Genomic DNA, 18,973 nt, shown 5'->3' on the forward strand with positions numbered 1-18,973 from the left:
AGTCCGTTATAACGGACTTTTCCTTGTAAAAATTAATTAATTGACACGCGTGTCAGCTGTTCCAGTTTCTATAACTTGAACAGCTGCATTTAGACCACCCTCAACTAAGTTTTTAACAGCTTCATCTGTATAATAGGCAGCATGAGGTGTATAAATAACTTTATCATGAGTTATCAATTGTTTAAAGAGGGCATCAGTGATTTCTTGATTTTCGAAATTCTTAGGAATGTATGGACCTTCGAATTCATATGTATCAATTCCAGCACCAGCTAAGAGACCATTATCTAAAGCATCTAGTAAATCTTGTGTTTCAACTAGAGCACCACGTGCCATATTTAGTAAGATAGCATCTTTTTTGAATTTACTAAACATATCTTTATTGAAGATATGAATATTTTCAGCTGTAGGTGGCATATGGAGTGAAACCACATCAGCGTCTTTAATTGCTTCTTCGACAGATGACTTATATTCCAAAATTTCTTGTGCAGCAGGGCTATGATAAATATCAAATCCAACGACCTTACATCCGAAGCCTTTGAAAATTTTGGCTGTCGCTAGGCCGATTCTTCCAGTGCCAATAATAGCGACGGTCATATCGCCTAAAAGGCGGCCACGAACAGGAAGGCTCCATGTGAAGTTTTGATTTTTAACGTTTTCGAGGATTAATTCAACTTTACGGATTAAGTTCAAGGCAATAGTAACTGTAAATTCAGCAATTGACTCCGGTGAGTAACTTGGTACATTACTGACAATAATATCATTAGCTTTTGCTAAATCTAAGTTGTACATATCAACACCTGCACTACGTTGTGCAATTTGTTTAATGCCAAGCTCTTTTAAGATTGGGTAAACTGCATCGTCCAATGGACCAATTTGTGCATTAACAACACCATCAAAACCAGCAGCATTTTTAGCTGTTTCAGGAGTTAATGGGCCTTCTTCTAAAGATACTTCGATTTGATTATTTTTTGCCCATTGTTCAGCAAGTACGGCTTCTTCACCGCGGACATTATAACATTTTAATTTCATCTATTTCTCCTCACTAAACATCCAATTTATAGTCGTTAGGATCGATAACTTTTAAGACTTTGATAAATAAATAATTAAATGCATAGTTCAATACAATTGGAGCAACAACAAAGACAATAACAACAATAAGAATGTTGGCAAATGACCAGCCACCTTTTGCTAAGTTCAAAGCATTGATTGGGCCAATTAGACCACTGATCCCAAAACCAGCACTTGCAGGTGTACCTTGAATGTTAAATAATGCAGCTAAAACACCAAGAACTGCTGCTGATGAAAGCATTGGTAACATAATAATTGGTTTAGCTAAAACAGTAGCCATTGAAATTTTTGGTGAACCAAGAACGTGAGCTAAAGCGGTACCTTTTGAATTTACTGCCCAACCTGCCATACAAAGACCGAAACTTGCTGCGCAGATACCAAGATTGGCTGCACCTGAACCAATACCCGCTAAACTAATTGCTAAGGCAATACCAACAGTTGTAATTGGTGACACAATAAGGAAACAGAAAATCATGGCAATCAATACTGACATTAAAATTGGTTGTAAACCAAGTAATGAAGCAATACCTTGACCAATCATAGTTGTAATCATTTTAACATAGGGTAAAAGAAAATGTCCAATACCACCTACTAATAGTAAAGTAACTGTTGGTACAATAATCAATGTAAATGATTTAGTTTTATCTGATAAGAATTGGATTAATAATACACCAAGAGCTGCTGTGATACCCATATTAATGATGTCACCAGTACCTTGAAGCATAAATGCTCCTTTAACAAAATTGGCAGCACCACCAGCGAACATTACTGCTAGACCTAATGAAGCAGATTGAATTGGGTTGAACTTAAAGTTATTACCAACTAGCATCCCGATAACAAGACCCATCATAGTTGTTGCTAATCCTGCTGCGGCTATAAGTGTTCCGAAACCTGACCACAATGGTAAAAGAGCTTTCATCAATTCTCCAAGAATAGCTCCTGGGATAAGAACAATAACAGTGCCTAATGCTAAACCATTTAAGATATTTATAGTAAATGACTTAGCTGTTTGTCTTTTTGTAACTTCTGACATAAGATGTCTCCTTCATATTCTTTGCTTGTGATTTCACTAACTATATTTATATTAACATATAGACGCAGATAACTAAACTTAGTAAAACTTATTGTACTATATGTTTTACAGTAAAATACATTTTTATAATGATAATGACCAGAAAATGTACATTGAAGTGTGCTATACTAATCATAGGAAAGGGAATTATCATGGATATCAGACAATTAACTTATTTCATCACAGTCTCTGAAACAAAGAACTATTCGCATGCAGCAAAAAGTTTATTTGTTACACAACCTACCCTCTCTCAATCAATAAAAAAACTAGAAGCTGAATTAAATACTACTTTATTTTCACAAAGTGGACGTCAACTACTTCTAACCGAGGCAGGGGAAATACTCTACAAACGAGGAAAAGATTTATTAGCAGATTTCAACCAAATTACAGAAGAAATTCAACAATTAGGTCAGGAAAAGAAAGAAACGATCAGAATAGGTTTAACGGGTCTTTTTGCAATTCAGTTTATGAAACAAATTTCAACCTTCATGGCAAAACACTCAAACGTTGAAATTTCGATGATCCAAGACGGTTCACGCAAACTCCAGGAACTACTTTCATTGGGGCAAATTGATATTGGGCTCTTATCATTTCCGAGTATCTTCAACAATATTACCATTGAACCATTACAGACAACAACCAAAGGTTATCAAGTCAGTATTGTACTTCCAAAAAATCATCCATTGGCAAAAAAAGAATCGTTGCGATTAATCGATTTAAAAGATTGTAAATTTGCATCATTATCAGAGAATTTCATGCTAGGTGAGATGCTACCTCGTCGTGCAAGAACACTTGGTTTTGAACCAAATATTGTCTTCAAGCATGATGACTGGGAGGTTATTATTCACAGTTTAAAGAGTTTAGATGCTGTAGCAATTCTAGCCTCTGAATTTAAACCGCTAAGCCAAATTGAAGAACTAGTTTGGATTCCTTTCCAAGATAAAAATGATTTTTATCCAATTGGTATTGCCTATCGTGATGATTATTCTTTTAGTCCAATGATTGAAGAACTGCTAGCAACCATTAAAACAAATTAAAAAAGAATTTTAGGACATCCTAAAATTCTTTTTTGTTATTTAACTTTTTCTTCTTTGTAATCACACGTCTCACTACTACATACAACTTGTTTGCCACCACCTCGAATTTTCTTCTCAACTAAGTAATCACCAGATTTAGGACATGTTCTGCCGACTGGAATATCCCAAGAAGTGAAGTCGCATTCAGGATAACGATCACAACCATAGAAAATACGATTGCGTTTTGTTTTACGTTCAATGACTTGCCCTTTTTGGCAGATTGGACAAGTGACGCCAATCTCTTTGGTGATTGCTTTTGTGTTACGACAATCTGGGAAATTGCTACAAGCATAGAATTTACCAAAACGGCCTAATTTGATAACCATTGGATGGCCACAAAGATCACAGTCAAAACCAGCTGGTTCATCTTTAATTTGAATTTTTTCAATCTCGTCTTCAGCCTTAACAAGATCATTTGAAAATGGTTTGTAGAAATGGTCAATAACAGTCTGCCATTTAACTTGTCCTTCTTCAACTTGGTCAAGTTCAGCTTCCATACTGGCCGTAAATGCCACATCAACAATATTAGGGAAAAATTCTACAATCAGTTTATTAACGATTTCACCTAACTCTGTTGGCTCAAATCGTTTAGCAGCTAATTTAACATAGTACCGTCTTTGAATAACTTCCAAGGTTGGAGCATATGTTGACGGACGACCAACACCGTTTTCTTCTAAGGTTTTGATTAGAGTTGCTTCTGAATAACGAGCTGGTGGTTGTGTAAAGTGTTGTTCTGGTGAACTTGACTCTCGTTTAACTGTTTCACTTTCTGTCATTTCAGGCAACATTTTATTTTTATCTGAATCATTATAGACTGCCATATAACCATCAAATTTAATTTGACTACCGTTTGCAACAAAAGTAACTTTATTTTGCTCAAGAGTAACTTTAACAGTATCGAAGATAGCTGCAGTCATTTGACTGGCAACAAAACGATTCCATATTAAAGTATAGAGTTTGAGTTGATCTTTATTTAAGTGTTTGGCAATTGACTCTGGCGTATGATTAACATTTGAAGGTCTGATTGCTTCATGGGCATCTTGTGCGCCACTTGCATTTTTAATACGACTTCCATGTTTAGAATACTTGCTACCAAAACGATTACTAATAAAAGTAGCTGCCTCGTTTTGAACAGATGGACTAATCCTTGTTGAGTCAGTACGCATATAGGTAATTAGACCTTGTGTTCCTTGACTACCAAGATTGATACCCTCATATAAATTTTGAGCTATCATCATTGTTTTACGCGTACGGAAATTAATTTTGTTGGCAGCATCTTGTTGTAATGAGGAAGTTGTATACGGTAATGGAGCATTACGACGGCGTTCTTTTTTCTCAACTTTCTCGACTGTGAAATCATCATTTTTAATGCGAGAAAGAACGTCTTTTACTTCTTCGTTAGTATTTAATTTAACTTTCTTGCCGTCAACCCCATAAAAAGAAGCTTGGAATTTCTTTGTACCTTTTTTAAAGAGACTATCGATTGTCCAATACTCTTCAGGTTTAAAAGCTTTAATTTCATTTTCGCGGTCAATAATAAGCTTTAGTGCAACAGATTGGACACGACCAGCAGATAAACCTTTTTTGACTTTTTTCCAAAGAATTGGTGAGATAGAATACCCAACAATACGGTCTAAAACACGCCTTGCTTGTTGAGAATCAACTAGATTCATATCAACTTGTCTAGGCTCAATAAATGCATTTTTTACTGCATCTTTCGTGATTTCATTAAAGACAACACGATTCTTATCTTCAAGATTAAGTCCTAAAATATGAGATAGATGCCATGAAATTGCTTCTCCTTCACGGTCCGGGTCACTTGCCAGAAAAACTTGTTTTGCATTTTTTGCTTCTTTTTTAAGTGAATTAATCAGTGGACCTTTACCACGAATATTGATATATTCTGGCTCGTAGTTGTTTTCAAAATCAATTGACATTGATGATTTTTTTAAATCACGGATATGACCAACTGATGCGACAACTTTGTAATTGCGTCCTAAATATTTTTCAATTGTTTTTGCTTTTGCAGGTGATTCAACGATGACCAAATTCTTTTTTGGACTGGTTGTTTTTTTCTTACTTGTGGCTTTTTTACTAGTAGTTTTTGCCTTACTTGTAGTTTTCGTTACCAAATTGACACACTTCCTATAACTTATTGGTTAAAGCTTCTAGAATAATATCCCATTTTTTTGGAACTGTCAATAAAAAAATTTGTTATATATGAAGAAACTTGAGAATTATTGGTATTCTGAAAGGATGTCTAAGCCAATTGTGACGCATTTTGCACCCTCTTTGATAAGCTGGTGACATCCCTCTGAATTATTATTGACAATCGTTCCTGGTATTGCAAAAATATCTCTTCCTTCATCCAGTGCATACTTACAAGTAATTAGACTTCCAGAACGGACTCTGGCTTCACAGACTATGATTCCTAATGATAGCCCTGCAATTATCCGATTCCGTTGAGGAAAATGATAAGCTAAAGGTTCTTCTGCTGGTCCATATTCACTAATCAATAGATGGTTATTTGCAATATACTTTTGCAGTCGATGATTTTCTTTTGGATAAAATTTAGTCATCCCTGAACCAATTACAGCAATTGTTTTCCCTCCATTTTTGATAGCTGCAAAGTGGGCAGCCGTATCAATCCCTCTGGCTAATCCACTTACAATAACAAACTTACTATTTAACTCTTCGATAATTTTATCAACGGCATGAATACCTTTTTTTGTTGCCTGACGCGAGCCCACTACACCTAAAATAGGCTGATTTAATAAGCTAATATCTCCTTGATAAAATAAAAGAACTGGTGGATTATAGATTGATTTTAAAGAAATTGGGTAGTTTTTATCAAAAATTGAAATGGAAGGAAAAAGATTGAATTCATTTTTTATTGCACCAATGTCTAAAGATTTATAATTCTCAATAAAAATGATTGGTTGCTTGCATTCAGATATGAGTGCCATATTACGTAAGGAAAGTTTTTTGTCATACTTTTCCTGATAGGCGATAATTTTTAAAATGTGATGATTTTCTAGTCCAGCTTTTTTCAATTTGTATAGTTCGAAATTATTCATAATAATACCTCTCACTATATTATTCGAAAAAGAAAGAAATCCCTAAAAGGGATTTACTCATTATAAATTTTTTATCACACGAGCAGGATTTCCACCGAGAACAACATTATCCCCAAAGGATTTTGTAACGACACTGCCAGCTCCAACAACGACGTTATCACCCAGAGTGATTCCAGGTAAGATAGTTACACCACCACCCAGCCAAACGTTGTCTCCAATAGTTATCGGAGCACCAAATTCAAGCCCAGCAATTCTTTCCTCAGCATTAAGTGGGTGTAAAGGCGTCAATAACTGACAATTAGGTCCAAACATAGCATTATTACCAATGCGAATTTCACAAACATCCAACATAGTCGTATTAAAATTAGCATAGAAGTTTTCACCTAGGTAGATATTGGAACCATAATCACAGGCAAAATTGGCTTCCATAAAGATATTATCACCAGTCGACCCGAGCCATTCCTTCAAAATTAGACTTCTTTTATCCCCATCTAACTCATTGTTGAAGCGTGCCATATAGTCACGTTTTTTCTGACGCATGGCTTTAAGATCGCTATCACTAGCATCATACATTTGACCCGCAATCATTTTTTCAAATTCAGTCATTTCACATCTCCTCGTAACTAGTTAAAAATTATTTAAACGAAAAACTACTATTTTTCTGCTGAAAACTAGTATTAAAGCATGGATTTAACTGGTTCAAATGTACGTCGGTGGATTTCAGTCACGCCCAATTTGCGCAAGCCTTCCAAATGATTCTTTGTTCCATATCCAGCATTTTTGGCAAAATCGTAACCTGGGTATGCCTTATCATAATCAACCATTAAGCGATCACGAGTGACTTTAGCAACAATTGAAGCTGCCGCTATAGATAAAGAATTGGCATCTCCTTTAATAATTGATTCTTGAGGAATAGAATTCTCAAGTTTCATCGCGTCAATCAAGAGAAAATCAGGAGTCAAATTGTCACCTTCTAAGTTATTGATTGCGGCTTGCATGGCTAATTTAGTAGCCTGATAAATATTAACTTCATCAATCACTTCGTTAGTCATTAAACCAATACCAACTGCGATTGCTTTCTCTATAACCAGATTATAAATCATTTCATGTTTAGATTTAGGTATTTTTTTGGAATCATTCAACCCAGTGATTTTACAGTTTTTCGGCAGAATAACACAGGCTGCGACAACTGGACCTGCAAGGGGGCCACGACCTACTTCGTCGATACCAGCAATGGCTTGATAGCCTTGAGCATATAAGGATTTTTCATAGCGTAACATATTCTCTAGACGCTGGTCTTCATCAAGTATGGCTTGAATAGCCCTTTTTCTCGCCTCTAAAGCCTTCTTGACCCCTGCACGGCTATCTGTATCAAAAGTAGCAAAAAGAGGGTCAGTGAGGTCATTAATGGCCTCTAATTGACTTTTAATGTCTTTAATCGTCAAAGTCATCAACATCACCTACTTGATCAAGGGTAAAGACACCCAGTCTGCCGTCTCGAACTTCTTTGACAAAAAGATTGTAAAAACGATCATAATCATCTTTATAGCCAAGCTTTCTAGTCATAGACATAATCATTTCTGGAGCTTCGTCTTCAAGGTTGATTCCTTTAAAACGGTCAAGTAAACGATTTGGATAATGCTCTTTAAAGTAATTTAAACCAAAAATAGTCACTTCATCCATAGGTAGCAATTGGTCTTTGATTGCACCTGTCAATGCTAACTTAAGACCAACTTTTTGATCTTCGAATTTGGGCCATAGAATCCCAGGAGTATCTAAAATTTCCAAATCTTTATTTGATTTTAACCATTGTTGACCCTTGGTAACCCCAGGTTTATTACCAACGACTGCTATTTTCTTACCTGCCAGACGGTTCATCAAAGTCGATTTACCAGCATTTGGAATCCCAATAATCATTGTTCTTAGGGTTTCTTTTTGGATACCGCGGTCGCGTAATCTTTGAATTTTGTCTGCCATCAAGTCTTTAGCTGCTTCAGTCACTTTTTTAACTGTAGATTGCTCTTTCGAGTTAATTGCTAGTGTCTTGATGCCTTGTTTCTCGTAGAATTGACGCCACTCTTTTGTCATACTCTTATCAGCTAAGTCTGCTTTATTTAAAATCATTAATTTAGGTTTGTCACCAACAATTTTAGTCAGCATTGGATTTTGACTTGATAAGGGTAAGCGTGCATCTACTAGGATAGTCACGAAATCAACGTGTTTAATATTTTCTTGTACTTGTCGTCTAGCTTTGGACATATGTCCTGGGAACCATTGAATGATAGCCATGTTTTTCCTTTCAACTTAAATGTCAATTAAGTTCTGATCTATTTTGAAGTTATTTGTCTCATGTAAATGGTAATAAATACTTCAAGCAAAGCCTATTTTACCATTTTTTTAATGATTTTGCTCCTGATTAGAATATAAAATGACCTTTCAAATAATTGAAAAGCCATTCTTTTTATTTTATATTTTCTGCCATTTGTTTCATGACACGTTGGAATGTCAGTAAATCTTCATTTGGAATTCCTTTTACAGCATCATTTTTAAATCTTTCAGCAACTGGCAGAATCTTTGTATACATTTCCCGACCATTGCTTGTCAAATCAAGAAAATTAGTCCGTTTATCAAATTGGATACGTTGAATAAGTCCATTTTCTGTCATCCGATCTAATAATTTAGCAATAGTTGGCTGTTTTGATCCCAATAAATTAGCTAATTGTTTCTGACTAATCTGCTCATTATTTGCAATATGGTAGAGAGCCATCCATTGAACACGTGTTAGTCCATATGGTTGGATACGATTATCTAATTCAGTCGCAAGTAACTTACTTTCTTTATTCGTAAAATAGGCTAAACATTCTTCAATCTTAAACATACAACCTCCAAAAAGACTATATCATAAAAGACGAATCAATTCTACAATTTTATCATTATTTTCCGGATTATAATCATTTCCTATAAATGTATTAAAATTTTCATCACTAAACCTCGGATTTAAACTGTCAGTATAGACTTTAATTGCTTTGATTTTGTTATCTTTAGTCTCTATAAAAACTTGAAATAGGCCACTAACAGTCTTTTCTTCGATTTGAGCTGTAAAATCTGGACTTTGTGCAAAAATCCATTCTTCGGAAGAGAGATATTTAGCTTGATCAATGATATCATCAGTCCAATCTGGAAGGATTGGTTCTTGATTCAATACCTGACAAAAGCTGGCAATTAAATTCGAACTTGATAATTCTCTATTTTTTTGGTTTAGATTAAGAACCCTTGATTTTACTGAAGTAATTCCTTTAGATTGTAATTTGATTTTTGAAGGTTTTAACACCTTACATAGAACGGCCTCATTTAAATCAACCAAGCATGTTCCATGATGAAGCACCCATTCATTCTCAATTAGATAAGCCATTCCACTAATTTTTTTACCATCTACTGTTAAGTCGTTTCGACCATTTTTTTCTACAATTATTCCTTTTGTCTCAAGTACTTTTTGAATGAGGTTTATAATTTCCTCAGTCGATTCTTCGGTTGAAATATAAGAATAGTTAAGATTTCCCTGATCATGATAGACCGCACCTCCACCACTATATCTTCTGACTAAACAGATTTTGTTTTCTTTTAGATACTCCATATCGACTTCCGCATATGGATTTTGATTTCGTCCAATAATTACTGATGGTTGATTGACCCACAAAAACAGAGCTTCTTCCTTTAGATCGAGAAGATGTTTTTCAAAGGCGATGTTTTCATATGGATTTAATCTATCAGAAAGGTATAATTTCATTCGTGAAATGCTCCTAAACCAAGATCAAGTGATGCTTCATGGATAACTTCAGCTGTTGTAGGATGGGCAAAGATGATTTGTTCAATTTCATCTAATTTCATTTTATTTGTGACATAAGTTGTTAATGTCGCAATTAAAGTGGAGGCATCTGGTCCTATAACCGAGGCACCAATTACAGTATCTGTTTGATCTTTAATAATTTTGACGAAGCCTTGTGTTTGATTCAATGTTAAAGATTTTCCATTAGCTTCAAAATGAGCATATCCTACTTTATAGTCTATTCCTACTGCTTTTGTTGCTTCTTCGCTTAATCCAACACTTGCAATTTCAGGTGAAGTAAAGACAACACTAGGTGTATTAGTTATTGTAAATTCACTTGCCATGCCTAAAATATTTTCAACAGCAATCATCCCTTGTTTGCTTGCAGCATGTGCAAGTTGAATCATATTGTTTACATCACCGACAGCGTAGATATGATCGACAACTGTTTTCATGTGATTGTCTACTAAAATACCTCTAGTTTTTTCATTAAGAGTGACGTCTGTTTTTTCTAAAGCAAGTTCTTCCATATTTGGTTTACGACCAACAGCAACTAATACTTTCTCACTGATAGCAAATTGTTCTTTACCTTTTTCTTGGAAATGAGTGATAACTTGTCCATCAACTGCTTCTGAAAATGCCGAAACTTTGCTTTCTAGATAAACTTTGATGCCTTTTTCTCTTGCTATATCAAAAATAGTTTTAGAAATTTCTGCATCCATATTTGCTAGTAAGGCGTCCCTAAATTCAATAACTGTTACTGAAACTCCAAGTTGAGCATAAAGGAAAGCAAATTCAAGACCAATGACACCACCGCCAACAATAACCATACTCCTAGGTAATTCTCTATTATCTAAAGCTTCAGTACTTGTCAAAATGTGTTTTGAATCAATCCCTGGAATGTTTGGAATGGCAACGACTGAACCTGTCGCAATAATACAATCTTCAAAAGTGACAATAGTTTCTTGTTCAGAATCTATTTTGACACTTGTATTATTAATGAAACTCGCTTGACCTATAATGACTTCAATTTGATTTTTTTCCATCAGAAATTCAACACCGGTGGTTAATTTTTCAACAATTTGATTTTTACGATCAATAATTGCAGGCATATCCGGTTTAATCTGACCATCAATCATAATCCCAAAATCCTTACTATGGATAGCCTGCTCATATAGTTCTGAAGAAGCAATTAAAGCTTTGGTAGGGATGCAACCTACATTTAGGCAAGTCCCTCCCATTTTATTTTTTTCTACTAATAAAACATTTTTCCCAGCCTTTGCAGCTCTAATGGCTGCAACATAGCCACCAGTTCCACCACCTATTATGAGAAGATTCACACTTTTATTAATTATTTCTTTGCTAGTGCTTATTTCTTTCTTGCTAAGAATTTCACTACTATCAGTTTGAGTGTCAGAAGCAGCTAGTTCATAAATATCTTGACCAACTTTCACAGATTCACCCTCAGTTACTAGAAGTTGAGAAATCCGTCCATTTGATTTTGCTTTAATTGAACGATTTCCCTTTTTAGTTTCGATTTGAAAGAGTTCTTGCCCTTCTTCAACTAAGTCTCCTTGAGCAATATTAATTTTTCCGACGGTAAAAACTTTGCTACCAGGAAAACTTGGTAATTTTTCCATTTTTATCTCCTTAAATAAAATTCAGGAAGGCAAAAATGCAGCTTCCTGAATAGCTCAGTATATTATTGACTTATTTATCTTCAATGACAGCTGCAGTACGAATAACTTTTACACCATTTTGCAAGTTATCACTAACTGGGCAATGTTGATCAATAAATTCTGAAAAAGCATCAACTTTTTCTTGCGGTTCAGAAGTTACAAAGTGAGTAGAATAACGAATTTCTTGGAAACCATTACGGACTCCTTCTGCCAATCCCATAAATCCATCAGGATCAAGGTCTCCTTCTAATTCCATCCAGAATTCATCATATTTGAAGTCTTGAGATTCTGCAAATGCTGCACAAACAATTGATTGACAAGCACCAAGTGCACATAGAATGGCTTCTACAGGATTCATTCCTGTATTAGTTCCACCAAGTTCTTCTGGCTCATCTAATGTGATTTTGAAACCACGCGCATTAGCTTCTACTTGCAATCCATTGGCAGTCTTTCTGGCTGTCGCTTTAAATGTTTCTAACATAAAATACCTCCAAAATTAAAAAAGTTGTGTAATAGTTAGCATGCTATCTGTTTTGATTATAACGCTTTCAATTTGTGAAGTCAATAACTTTCTTATAGATTTTGCTATTTTTTCACAATTAACTTTTTTCTTGCTTTGTTTTTTCAATAATGTTATTATCTGGTTATTGAAACTATATAAAGGGGTTTTTAAAAAATGACTTTTCCAATATTGCCAAAATGGGAACAACTACCAGATCTTGATTTATATTTAGATCAGTTGTTACTCTATACCAATAAAACAACTAATTTTGGTAGCCCGGCCATCCAAAAAGAAGTTACTGCTTCAATGATTAACAATTATGTCAAACATGGATATCTGGCTAAGCCAATCAAAAAGAAATATGAAAAACAACAAGTTGCTAGGTTAATAGCTGTTACCATACTAAAAAATGCTTTTCCAATCCAGGCCATTGCACAAGTTTTAAGCCAGCTCCAAGAAAAGTCCAATTCTCAAGTACTTTATGATACATTCGTCGACTATTGGAATGAGGAAAAAACTCAAGATACTCCTGAGATAATTATCAACGCTTGTCAAACAATTAAGTACTACTTCCAAACCCTTCAACTAGTCGAAATTACACAAGAGGTACCAAAAAATGAATCAAACCTTTAAACAAAGTCTTCCCTTATCCTTTGGAGAGGAGGTGGCAAATGCAACAACCCATGCAATTGGATCAGCGACAATGCTTGTCCTACTTCCGATTACAGCTATCTATTCATATCAAACTTACAATTTACAGGCAGCTGTTGGCTCTTCAATTTTCGTGATTAGTCTCTTCTTAATGTTTTTATCATCAACTATTTACCACTCAATGACCTACGGATCACCTCAAAAGTATATACTGCGGATCATTGACCACAGCATGATTTATATTGCTATTGCCGGTTCTTATACACCAGTTGCTTTATCACTTGTCGGTGGTTGGCTAGGCTATACTATCATTATTCTCCAATGGGGTATCACTATTTTCGGAATCCTCTATAAGATTTTCGCTAAAAATATAAATGAAAAATTCAGTCTTGCACTCTACCTGATAATGGGCTGGTTAATCGTCTTTATCTTACCAACTTTAATTCAAAAAACAGGACTAATATTTGGGATATTGATGTTTCTAGGTGGCTTATCTTATACAATAGGCGCAGCCTTCTATGCTAAAAAGAAACCGTATTATCATATGATTTGGCATTTATTTATCCTCTTAGCATCCGCTTTACAATATATTGCAATTGTTTATTATATGCTCTGAGAAAAAATTAACAAGACAAAGAGGCTAGTCAAACGACTAGTCTTTTTTAGCAACATTTAAACTTTTAGTGATATAATAAAATTATTAGAAAAGAGGACTTAATGACCACAGTAGCAATATTTTTCAATCCGAATTCTGGAAAAAAAGATGACCTTTTAGCTAGTACTGTTAAGGCATCACTTATCACCAAAGGAATCTCAGAATCAAATATTACTATAATAATCCCAAAATCAATAGAAGAATTATTTTTATTAGCAAAAGCAGCCAGCCATAACGGTGTTGATATCATCATTCCACTCGGCGGTGATGGTACAATTAATAAAGTTATTTCAGGTGTATACGAAGGTGGTGCCCATTCTCGAATTGGCCTTATTCCATCAGGAACAGTAAATAATTTTGCTCAAGCTTTAGACATTCCACTTGATTACCAGGCAGCCATAGATAATATTTTCGATGGACAAATTAAAGCTGTCGATATCTGCAAAGTTAACAATGATTATATGATTAGTAGTTTAACTTTAGGCTTATTGGCTGATATTGCTGCTAATGTTACAAGTGAGAGCAAACGTAAATATGGACCCTTGGCTTTTCTCAAAGACAGTCTACGCATTCTTCGCAGGAATCGAACTTATTCAATTATAATCAATGAGCAGAATAATACGTATATTGCTGATCTCAAATTTTTACTGATTACAATGACTAATACCATTGCTGGCATGCCATCATTCTCTCCAGATGCCGCAATAGATGACGGGCACTTTCAAGTTTACACAATGAAAAAAGTATCTTTTTTCAAATTTCTCCGTCATAGGAATGACTTTTACAAAGGAGATTTTTCAAGAGCTAGAGAAATTCACCATTTTAGTGCTAACGAACTCAGTCTTGAACCAACTAATCCTCATAGACCATTTAATCCACGGACACGAGTTGACGGCGATAAAAGTAGTCGTCTTCCTATCAGATTGACTGTCTTACAAAAAGCAATTCAAGTCATTGTTCCAAAATGAAAGAGGCCCCCTGAGGGCCTCTTTCGTGTCTTATCATATTTATGTCCGAATTATCAGGTCGAACATCGAAGTAGTTTTTTAAAATCATCACCCTTTCTTTAAAAACAATATAATTATCATTGCTTATTATTCATATTAAGAATAATAAGTTACAACCCTATTATTTGAAAAGATAAATCGACAAATATTATTTATTTTGTCTTGTCAAAATAGTTTTTTAACCTGCTAATATTTGCCTGTTATTCATCCACTCTCTGATTAGCATCTTCTAGTAAGCTATCTTTATCTTCTTTAGGTAAACTGAAATAAGATAAAACTGCTACAAGTGTCCCTGTCAGCAAACCAACTAGTAGACCTGACTTTTTATTAGTCATAGGTACTCCTATTTCATTTTACGACCATTTAACATTTTTTTTGATAATCTTAGAACTGGTACTAATAATATTACCAATTGAAAAACATCTTTCATATCAAATTTATTTTTTTGACTAACTGATTCTACATTTTTATTTTTATTAAACATAACTTTTCTCCTTGGTTCTTCTTCAATGACAACCTTATCTTTTTTAGGGCTAACATTTTCTTTTACATAGATAACTTTATCTTTAATTTTTTCTGGTAATTTCTTTTGTTCGATTACTTCCCCATTTACTAAACTACCAATTGAAGTTTTAGCAAAGTCTGCAACTTGGTCAACAATTTGATCAATTTTTTCTTGAGATAACATAATATTGCCCTCCAAATATTTTTTATTCACTTGAATTCTTCCAAGTCAAAACAAGATTAAATAATGTGTAAAAAGACTGATAAACCTTATAGGTAAGGGTTTAGTAAAAGTGACAACACGTTATTTAATTTATATTGTCATTATATTATTTTATTTTTTTTAGGTCAAGTAATATGCGTAATAAAACCTAGAAAATTTTATTTCTAGGTTGCTTTTTTTATGTTAATTGATTAAAATCCCAGACATCAGATACCCAACCCTCATAAAAGTCAGGTTCATGACAAACCATTAATATTGATCCTTTGTAAGCCTTCAATGCTCGTTTTAATTCATCTTTGGCATCGACATCTAAGTGATTTGTCGGTTCATCTAAAACTAATACATTGTTTTCTCTATTCATTAAGAGGCAGAATCTTACTTTAGCTTGTTCTCCACCAGACAAAACTTGAATTTGACTTTCAATATGTTTAGATGTTAAACCACATCTTGCTAATGCTGCACGCACCTCAGCTTGATTAAGTGCAGGGAAAGCATCCCAAACAGCTTCAAGTGGTGTTTGTCGATTTCCACCTGCTACTTCTTGTTCGAAATAACCTAATTCAATAAAGTCACCACGTTCAACTTCACCTGAAAGTGGTTTGATAATTCCTAAGAGACTTTTCAATAGTGTCGACTTACCAATACCATTGGCCCCAGTTATAGCAATCTTTTGGTTTCGTTCAAAATTTATAGTCAACGAATCTTTAGTCAAGGGACGATCATAACCAATTACTAAATCTCGCGCTTGGAAAATGAAACGACTTGGTGTACGAGATTCTTTAAATTCAAAACTTGGTTTTGGTTTTTCAGCCTGTAATTCAATCAAATCCATTTTATCAAGTTTCTTTTGTCTTGACATGGCCATATTACGGGTTGCTACACGCGCTTTATTTCGGTTTACAAAGTCAGTCAAATCAGCAATTTCTTTTTGTTGACGTTCATAAGCTGCTTCTAATTGTGATTTTTTCATTTCATAGACATCTCGGAACTGATAATAATCACCGGAATAGCGAACAAGGTCTTGATTCTCAACATGGTAAACAATATTAATCACATCATTTAAGAAGGGAATATCATGCGAAATCAATACAAAAGCATTTTCGTAGTTTTGGAGATAACGTTTCAACCAATCAATATGCTCAGCATCTAAATAGTTGGTTGGCTCATCTAATAATAAGATATCTGGTTTTTCAAGAAGTAACTTAGCTAATAAGATTTTAGTCCTTTGACCACCCGATAATTCTGTCACATCAGATTCCATCCCAAATTCCATAACGCCAAGAGCACGCGCCACCTCATCGATTTTTGCGTCAAGGATATAAAAATCCCGAGATTCAAGGCGGTCTTGGAGTTCACCAACTTCTTCCATCAAAGCCTCAACGTCAGCCCCTTCGTCAGCCATTGACATGTAAATTTCATTGATTCTCTCTTCTGTTTTAAAGAGCTCGTCAAATGCTGTACGCAAAACGGCACGAACTGTTTGCCCTTGCTCAAGAACAGTATGCTGATCCAGGTAACCAGCTGTTACATATTTAGACCATTCAACTTTTCCTTCATCAGGGATTAGATGACCCGTAACGATACTCATGAAGGTTGACTTTCCTTCACCATTAGCTCCAACTAGGCCAATATGTTCCCCTTTCAAAAGTCGGAAAGAGACATTTTCAAAGATTGCACGGTCACCAAAACCGTGACTCAAATTTTTTACTTCTAAGATACTCATATGTTCATTATCTTTGATTTAACACCAAAGCATTTTTTCCTTTCACAAATCGCAGAGCTATTATCTTGTGCTCACAAATCATCAAAAAAGCCGTTACAACGGCTAATATCTATAGTCATTATGGCAAAATCGCAGAGCTTTGTCAATTCAATAATTAGTGGAAACCTTGAATTTGCCACTATGAATTATTTAAGGTAAAATAGAAAAAAATCTGTACGGGGACAAAATATGACGAGCATCTACCAAACTATTGTAAATGACTTAACACAAGCCATTACAGATAATTATTTTAAAGAGGGTGATAAACTTCCTTCCATTCGGAAAATAAGTTTACAATATAAATGTAGTAAGGATACCGTACAACGGGCTCTACTCGAATTAAAATTCAATAATTTAATCTATCCGGTAGCTAAAAGCGGTTATTATGTTTTGGGAAATATTAAGGACAGTCAGTCTGACTCAACTAAAAGTTTAGAGCAAGTTAATCATGAAGCTTTTGAAGATTTTAAGCAGTGTCTTAATCAAGCACTTAACCATCAAGAAAATCAACTCTTCAACTATTATCATAAAGAAGAAGGTTTAGATGAATTGATCAAGTCACTTTCCCATTACTTTATCAATAATCAAGTCTTTACATCATTAAAGAACATTATGGTTACTTCTGGTAGTCAGCAAGCTCTCTATATCTTAAGTCAGATGCCTTTTCCTAATGGCAATCAAACAATTCTGATTGAAAAACCAAGTTATTCTCGGATGGAAAATCTGCTAACAACATTAAAGATTCCTTATCAAACTATTGAACGTCATTTTCATGGAATTGATTTGAAAACTTTAGAGGAAATATTTAAAGAAGGTAATATCAAATTTTTCTATACCATCTCACGATTTTCAAATCCCTTAGGATTATCCTATACAAAAGAAGAAAAAGAAAAAATTGTAGACTTGGCCAAACAATATCAAGTTTATATTGTTGAAGATGATTACCTTGGAGATTTTGCCAAAGGGAATGATTCGCCAATTCATTACTATGATACTAATGATCGAGTAATTTACCTAAAATCTTTTTCAATAACTGTTTTTCCATCTTTACGGATTGCAGCTCTTGTGTTACCTTTAGAATTGCGGATTGATTTTATACGCCATAAATCACTCATTGACCTTGATACCAATTTAATTATGCAAAAGGCTTTAGCTCTTTATTTATCAAATGGTATGTTTAGTAAAAATCTCAAAAATCAGATTCACTTTTTCTTTACTAATCGAGGACACTACCGTGATATTTTTACAGGCAATCAAATGATTAATGCTTATCATGTTACTCCTACCGATCTTATAATAAAGGTACCTAAGAAAACAATCATTCCAACAGAAATCAAAAAAGTCTCTCACAAAATTATTAATAACAAGAAATCTATCTACGTCATCTTCAAATTGAGGGAAACTCTAGCTCCATTGCTGGAAGATTGGATAAAATAAAAAGAAAGCAAATTCTTTGCTTTCTTTTTATTTTGTTTGCTCAAAGCGGAGATGGACGATAATACTATCACCATAACCATTTCTTTCAAGATCTCTTTGAAGACGATATGAAATATAGTGTTCAGCAACATTGATAAAGCCTGCATCCATCAGACGATTCTCGACTAAAGATTGAATCATATTAATAGTTGGTTTTTCAACCTTCGCTTCTTCTAAATCAAGAACAACTTTTTTTGTAACCTGTGCTAAATTTTGGCGCCAAGTTTCATCAATAACATATACAGTTCGTGCAGCTTTAATGATGGCTTGATAAATTTTATCAGGATTAAATTCTGCAACCTGACCATCACGTTTAATTATTTGCATTGTACCGCCTCTTTTCATCTTGTTTTCAACTTACTTACATTATGCAAATCTTTTGACCATTTGTCAAG

20 protein-coding genes are annotated in these 18,973 nt (G+C 34.4%); 5 read left to right on the forward strand and 15 right to left on the reverse strand.

The annotated features are described in order from the left end of the window. Positions 1–36 precede the first annotated feature (36 nt). On the reverse strand, positions 37–1,029 hold the full coding sequence (locus tag MKY69_RS05560) for a D-lactate dehydrogenase (RefSeq protein ID WP_003106906.1): 993 nt from the start codon (positions 1,027–1,029) through the stop codon (positions 37–39). A gap of 13 nt (positions 1,030–1,042) precedes the next feature. Continuing rightward, on the reverse strand, positions 1,043–2,101 hold the full coding sequence (locus MKY69_RS05565; RefSeq protein ID WP_013793942.1) for a PTS transporter subunit IIC: 1,059 nt from the start codon (positions 2,099–2,101) through the stop codon (positions 1,043–1,045). Between the two features lie 191 nt (positions 2,102–2,292). Here MKY69_RS05565 and MKY69_RS05570 point away from each other — a divergent pair, with 191 nt between their 5' ends. Continuing rightward, complete coding sequence (locus tag MKY69_RS05570) at positions 2,293–3,177, forward strand: LysR family transcriptional regulator (RefSeq protein WP_003102535.1); 885 nt, start codon at positions 2,293–2,295, stop codon at positions 3,175–3,177. 35 nt (positions 3,178–3,212) lie between these two features. Here MKY69_RS05570 and topA read toward each other — a convergent pair whose 3' ends face one another. The 9 genes from topA to MKY69_RS05615 all read right to left on the reverse strand — a co-directional run bounded on the left by topA (position 3,213) and on the right by MKY69_RS05615 (position 12,279). Then, on the reverse strand, positions 3,213–5,348 hold the full coding sequence (gene topA, locus MKY69_RS05575) for a type I DNA topoisomerase (protein WP_003106911.1): 2,136 nt from the start codon (positions 5,346–5,348) through the stop codon (positions 3,213–3,215). 105 nt (positions 5,349–5,453) lie between these two features. Continuing rightward, on the reverse strand, positions 5,454–6,293 hold the full coding sequence (gene dprA / locus MKY69_RS05580) for a DNA-processing protein DprA (RefSeq protein ID WP_340791131.1): 840 nt from the start codon (positions 6,291–6,293) through the stop codon (positions 5,454–5,456). 60 nt (positions 6,294–6,353) lie between these two features. Further along, complete coding sequence (locus tag MKY69_RS05585; RefSeq protein ID WP_003106915.1) at positions 6,354–6,899, reverse strand: sugar O-acetyltransferase; 546 nt, start codon at positions 6,897–6,899, stop codon at positions 6,354–6,356. Positions 6,900–6,970: 71 nt separating this feature from the next. After that, entirely contained in the window at positions 6,971–7,744 is a 774-nt protein-coding gene (locus MKY69_RS05590; RefSeq protein ID WP_062806615.1) for a ribonuclease HII, read from the reverse strand. Further along, positions 7,728–8,582 carry a ribosome biogenesis GTPase YlqF gene (ylqF, locus tag MKY69_RS05595; RefSeq protein ID WP_003106918.1) on the reverse strand — a complete coding sequence of 285 codons (855 nt, stop codon included), beginning with the start codon at positions 8,580–8,582 and terminating at the stop codon, positions 7,728–7,730. The genes MKY69_RS05590 and ylqF overlap by 17 nt, the downstream gene beginning before the upstream one ends. 172 nt (positions 8,583–8,754) lie before the next feature. Further along, entirely contained in the window at positions 8,755–9,171 is a 417-nt protein-coding gene (locus tag MKY69_RS05600; RefSeq protein WP_003104767.1) for a MarR family winged helix-turn-helix transcriptional regulator, read from the reverse strand. A gap of 21 nt (positions 9,172–9,192) precedes the next feature. Further along, complete coding sequence (locus tag MKY69_RS05605) at positions 9,193–10,080, reverse strand: lipoate--protein ligase (protein WP_003104209.1); 888 nt, start codon at positions 10,078–10,080, stop codon at positions 9,193–9,195. Beyond that, positions 10,077–11,759, reverse strand: coding sequence for a dihydrolipoyl dehydrogenase (gene lpdA / locus MKY69_RS05610; RefSeq protein WP_340791132.1), 1,683 nt, complete (start codon positions 11,757–11,759; stop codon positions 10,077–10,079). Before lpdA ends, MKY69_RS05605 begins: the two co-directional genes overlap by 4 nt. A gap of 70 nt (positions 11,760–11,829) precedes the next feature. Further along, positions 11,830–12,279 (reverse strand): OsmC family protein, encoded by a 450-nt coding sequence (locus tag MKY69_RS05615; protein WP_003106923.1) that lies wholly within the window; start codon positions 12,277–12,279, stop codon positions 11,830–11,832. Between the two features lie 195 nt (positions 12,280–12,474). On the opposite strand from MKY69_RS05615, the gene MKY69_RS05620 reads away from it, so the two are divergent. From MKY69_RS05620 to MKY69_RS05630, 3 genes are all read left to right on the forward strand, one after another. After that, positions 12,475–12,933 carry a DUF1836 domain-containing protein gene (locus tag MKY69_RS05620; RefSeq protein WP_003106925.1) on the forward strand — a complete coding sequence of 153 codons (459 nt, stop codon included), beginning with the start codon at positions 12,475–12,477 and terminating at the stop codon, positions 12,931–12,933. After that, positions 12,917–13,567: a PAQR family membrane homeostasis protein TrhA gene (gene trhA / locus MKY69_RS05625; protein ID WP_003106926.1), complete on the forward strand. Its 651-nt coding sequence runs from the start codon at positions 12,917–12,919 to the stop codon at positions 13,565–13,567. Before MKY69_RS05620 ends, trhA begins: the two co-directional genes overlap by 17 nt. Before the next feature lie 101 nt (positions 13,568–13,668). Then, positions 13,669–14,574, forward strand: a complete 906-nt coding sequence (locus tag MKY69_RS05630; RefSeq protein ID WP_100083858.1) for a diacylglycerol/lipid kinase family protein — start codon at positions 13,669–13,671, stop codon at positions 14,572–14,574. 239 nt (positions 14,575–14,813) lie between these two features. Here the strand turns inward: MKY69_RS05630 and MKY69_RS05635 are convergent, their stop codons facing one another. The 3 genes from MKY69_RS05635 to MKY69_RS05645 form a co-directional block, all read right to left on the reverse strand. Further along, the gene (locus tag MKY69_RS05635) at positions 14,814–14,948 is read right to left on the reverse strand and encodes a hypothetical protein (RefSeq protein ID WP_257876014.1); all 135 of its coding nucleotides are present in this window, start codon (positions 14,946–14,948) and stop codon (positions 14,814–14,816) included. A gap of 8 nt (positions 14,949–14,956) precedes the next feature. Continuing rightward, entirely contained in the window at positions 14,957–15,301 is a 345-nt protein-coding gene (locus MKY69_RS05640) for a hypothetical protein (RefSeq protein WP_100083859.1), read from the reverse strand. A gap of 217 nt (positions 15,302–15,518) precedes the next feature. Continuing rightward, entirely contained in the window at positions 15,519–17,063 is a 1,545-nt protein-coding gene (locus MKY69_RS05645; protein ID WP_003105973.1) for an ABC-F family ATP-binding cassette domain-containing protein, read from the reverse strand. A gap of 228 nt (positions 17,064–17,291) precedes the next feature. Here MKY69_RS05645 and MKY69_RS05650 point away from each other — a divergent pair, with 228 nt between their 5' ends. Beyond that, positions 17,292–18,539: an aminotransferase-like domain-containing protein gene (locus MKY69_RS05650; RefSeq protein WP_103344486.1), complete on the forward strand. Its 1,248-nt coding sequence runs from the start codon at positions 17,292–17,294 to the stop codon at positions 18,537–18,539. Positions 18,540–18,566: 27 nt separating this feature from the next. On the opposite strand, the gene MKY69_RS05655 is transcribed toward MKY69_RS05650, so the two are convergent. Next, positions 18,567–18,905, reverse strand: a complete 339-nt coding sequence (locus tag MKY69_RS05655) for an ATP cone domain-containing protein (protein WP_003105122.1) — start codon at positions 18,903–18,905, stop codon at positions 18,567–18,569. Positions 18,906–18,973: the final 68 nt, after the last annotated feature.

The sequence above is a fragment of the Streptococcus sp. FSL R7-0212 genome, from assembly GCF_038007985.1.
GTDB lineage: Bacteria > Bacillota > Bacilli > Lactobacillales > Streptococcaceae > Streptococcus > Streptococcus parauberis.

Bases quoted from the DNA above. Each gene is read 5' to 3' on its own strand.
- MKY69_RS05560 (WP_003106906.1), bottom strand. From the start codon at position 1,029: ATGAAATTAAAATGTTATAATGTCCGCGGTGAAGAAGCCGTACTTGCT.
- MKY69_RS05565 (WP_013793942.1), bottom strand. From the start codon at position 2,101: ATGTCAGAAGTTACAAAAAGACAAACAGCTAAGTCATTTACTATAAAT.
- MKY69_RS05570 (WP_003102535.1), top strand. From the start codon at position 2,293: ATGGATATCAGACAATTAACTTATTTCATCACAGTCTCTGAAACAAAG.
- dprA (WP_340791131.1), bottom strand. From the start codon at position 6,293: ATGAATAATTTCGAACTATACAAATTGAAAAAAGCTGGACTAGAAAAT.
- MKY69_RS05585 (WP_003106915.1), bottom strand. From the start codon at position 6,899: ATGACTGAATTTGAAAAAATGATTGCGGGTCAAATGTATGATGCTAGT.
- MKY69_RS05590 (WP_062806615.1), bottom strand. From the start codon at position 7,744: ATGACTTTGACGATTAAAGACATTAAAAGTCAATTAGAGGCCATTAAT.
- ylqF (WP_003106918.1), bottom strand. From the start codon at position 8,582: ATGGCTATCATTCAATGGTTCCCAGGACATATGTCCAAAGCTAGACGA.
- MKY69_RS05600 (WP_003104767.1), bottom strand. From the start codon at position 9,171: ATGTTTAAGATTGAAGAATGTTTAGCCTATTTTACGAATAAAGAAAGT.
- MKY69_RS05605 (WP_003104209.1), bottom strand. From the start codon at position 10,080: ATGAAATTATACCTTTCTGATAGATTAAATCCATATGAAAACATCGCC.
- lpdA (WP_340791132.1), bottom strand. From the start codon at position 11,759: ATGGAAAAATTACCAAGTTTTCCTGGTAGCAAAGTTTTTACCGTCGGA.
- MKY69_RS05615 (WP_003106923.1), bottom strand. From the start codon at position 12,279: ATGTTAGAAACATTTAAAGCGACAGCCAGAAAGACTGCCAATGGATTG.
- MKY69_RS05620 (WP_003106925.1), top strand. From the start codon at position 12,475: ATGACTTTTCCAATATTGCCAAAATGGGAACAACTACCAGATCTTGAT.
- trhA (WP_003106926.1), top strand. From the start codon at position 12,917: ATGAATCAAACCTTTAAACAAAGTCTTCCCTTATCCTTTGGAGAGGAG.
- MKY69_RS05630 (WP_100083858.1), top strand. From the start codon at position 13,669: ATGACCACAGTAGCAATATTTTTCAATCCGAATTCTGGAAAAAAAGAT.
- MKY69_RS05635 (WP_257876014.1), bottom strand. From the start codon at position 14,948: ATGACTAATAAAAAGTCAGGTCTACTAGTTGGTTTGCTGACAGGGACA.
- MKY69_RS05640 (WP_100083859.1), bottom strand. From the start codon at position 15,301: ATGTTATCTCAAGAAAAAATTGATCAAATTGTTGACCAAGTTGCAGAC.
- MKY69_RS05645 (WP_003105973.1), bottom strand. From the start codon at position 17,063: ATGAGTATCTTAGAAGTAAAAAATTTGAGTCACGGTTTTGGTGACCGT.
- MKY69_RS05650 (WP_103344486.1), top strand. From the start codon at position 17,292: ATGACGAGCATCTACCAAACTATTGTAAATGACTTAACACAAGCCATT.
- MKY69_RS05655 (WP_003105122.1), bottom strand. From the start codon at position 18,905: ATGCAAATAATTAAACGTGATGGTCAGGTTGCAGAATTTAATCCTGAT.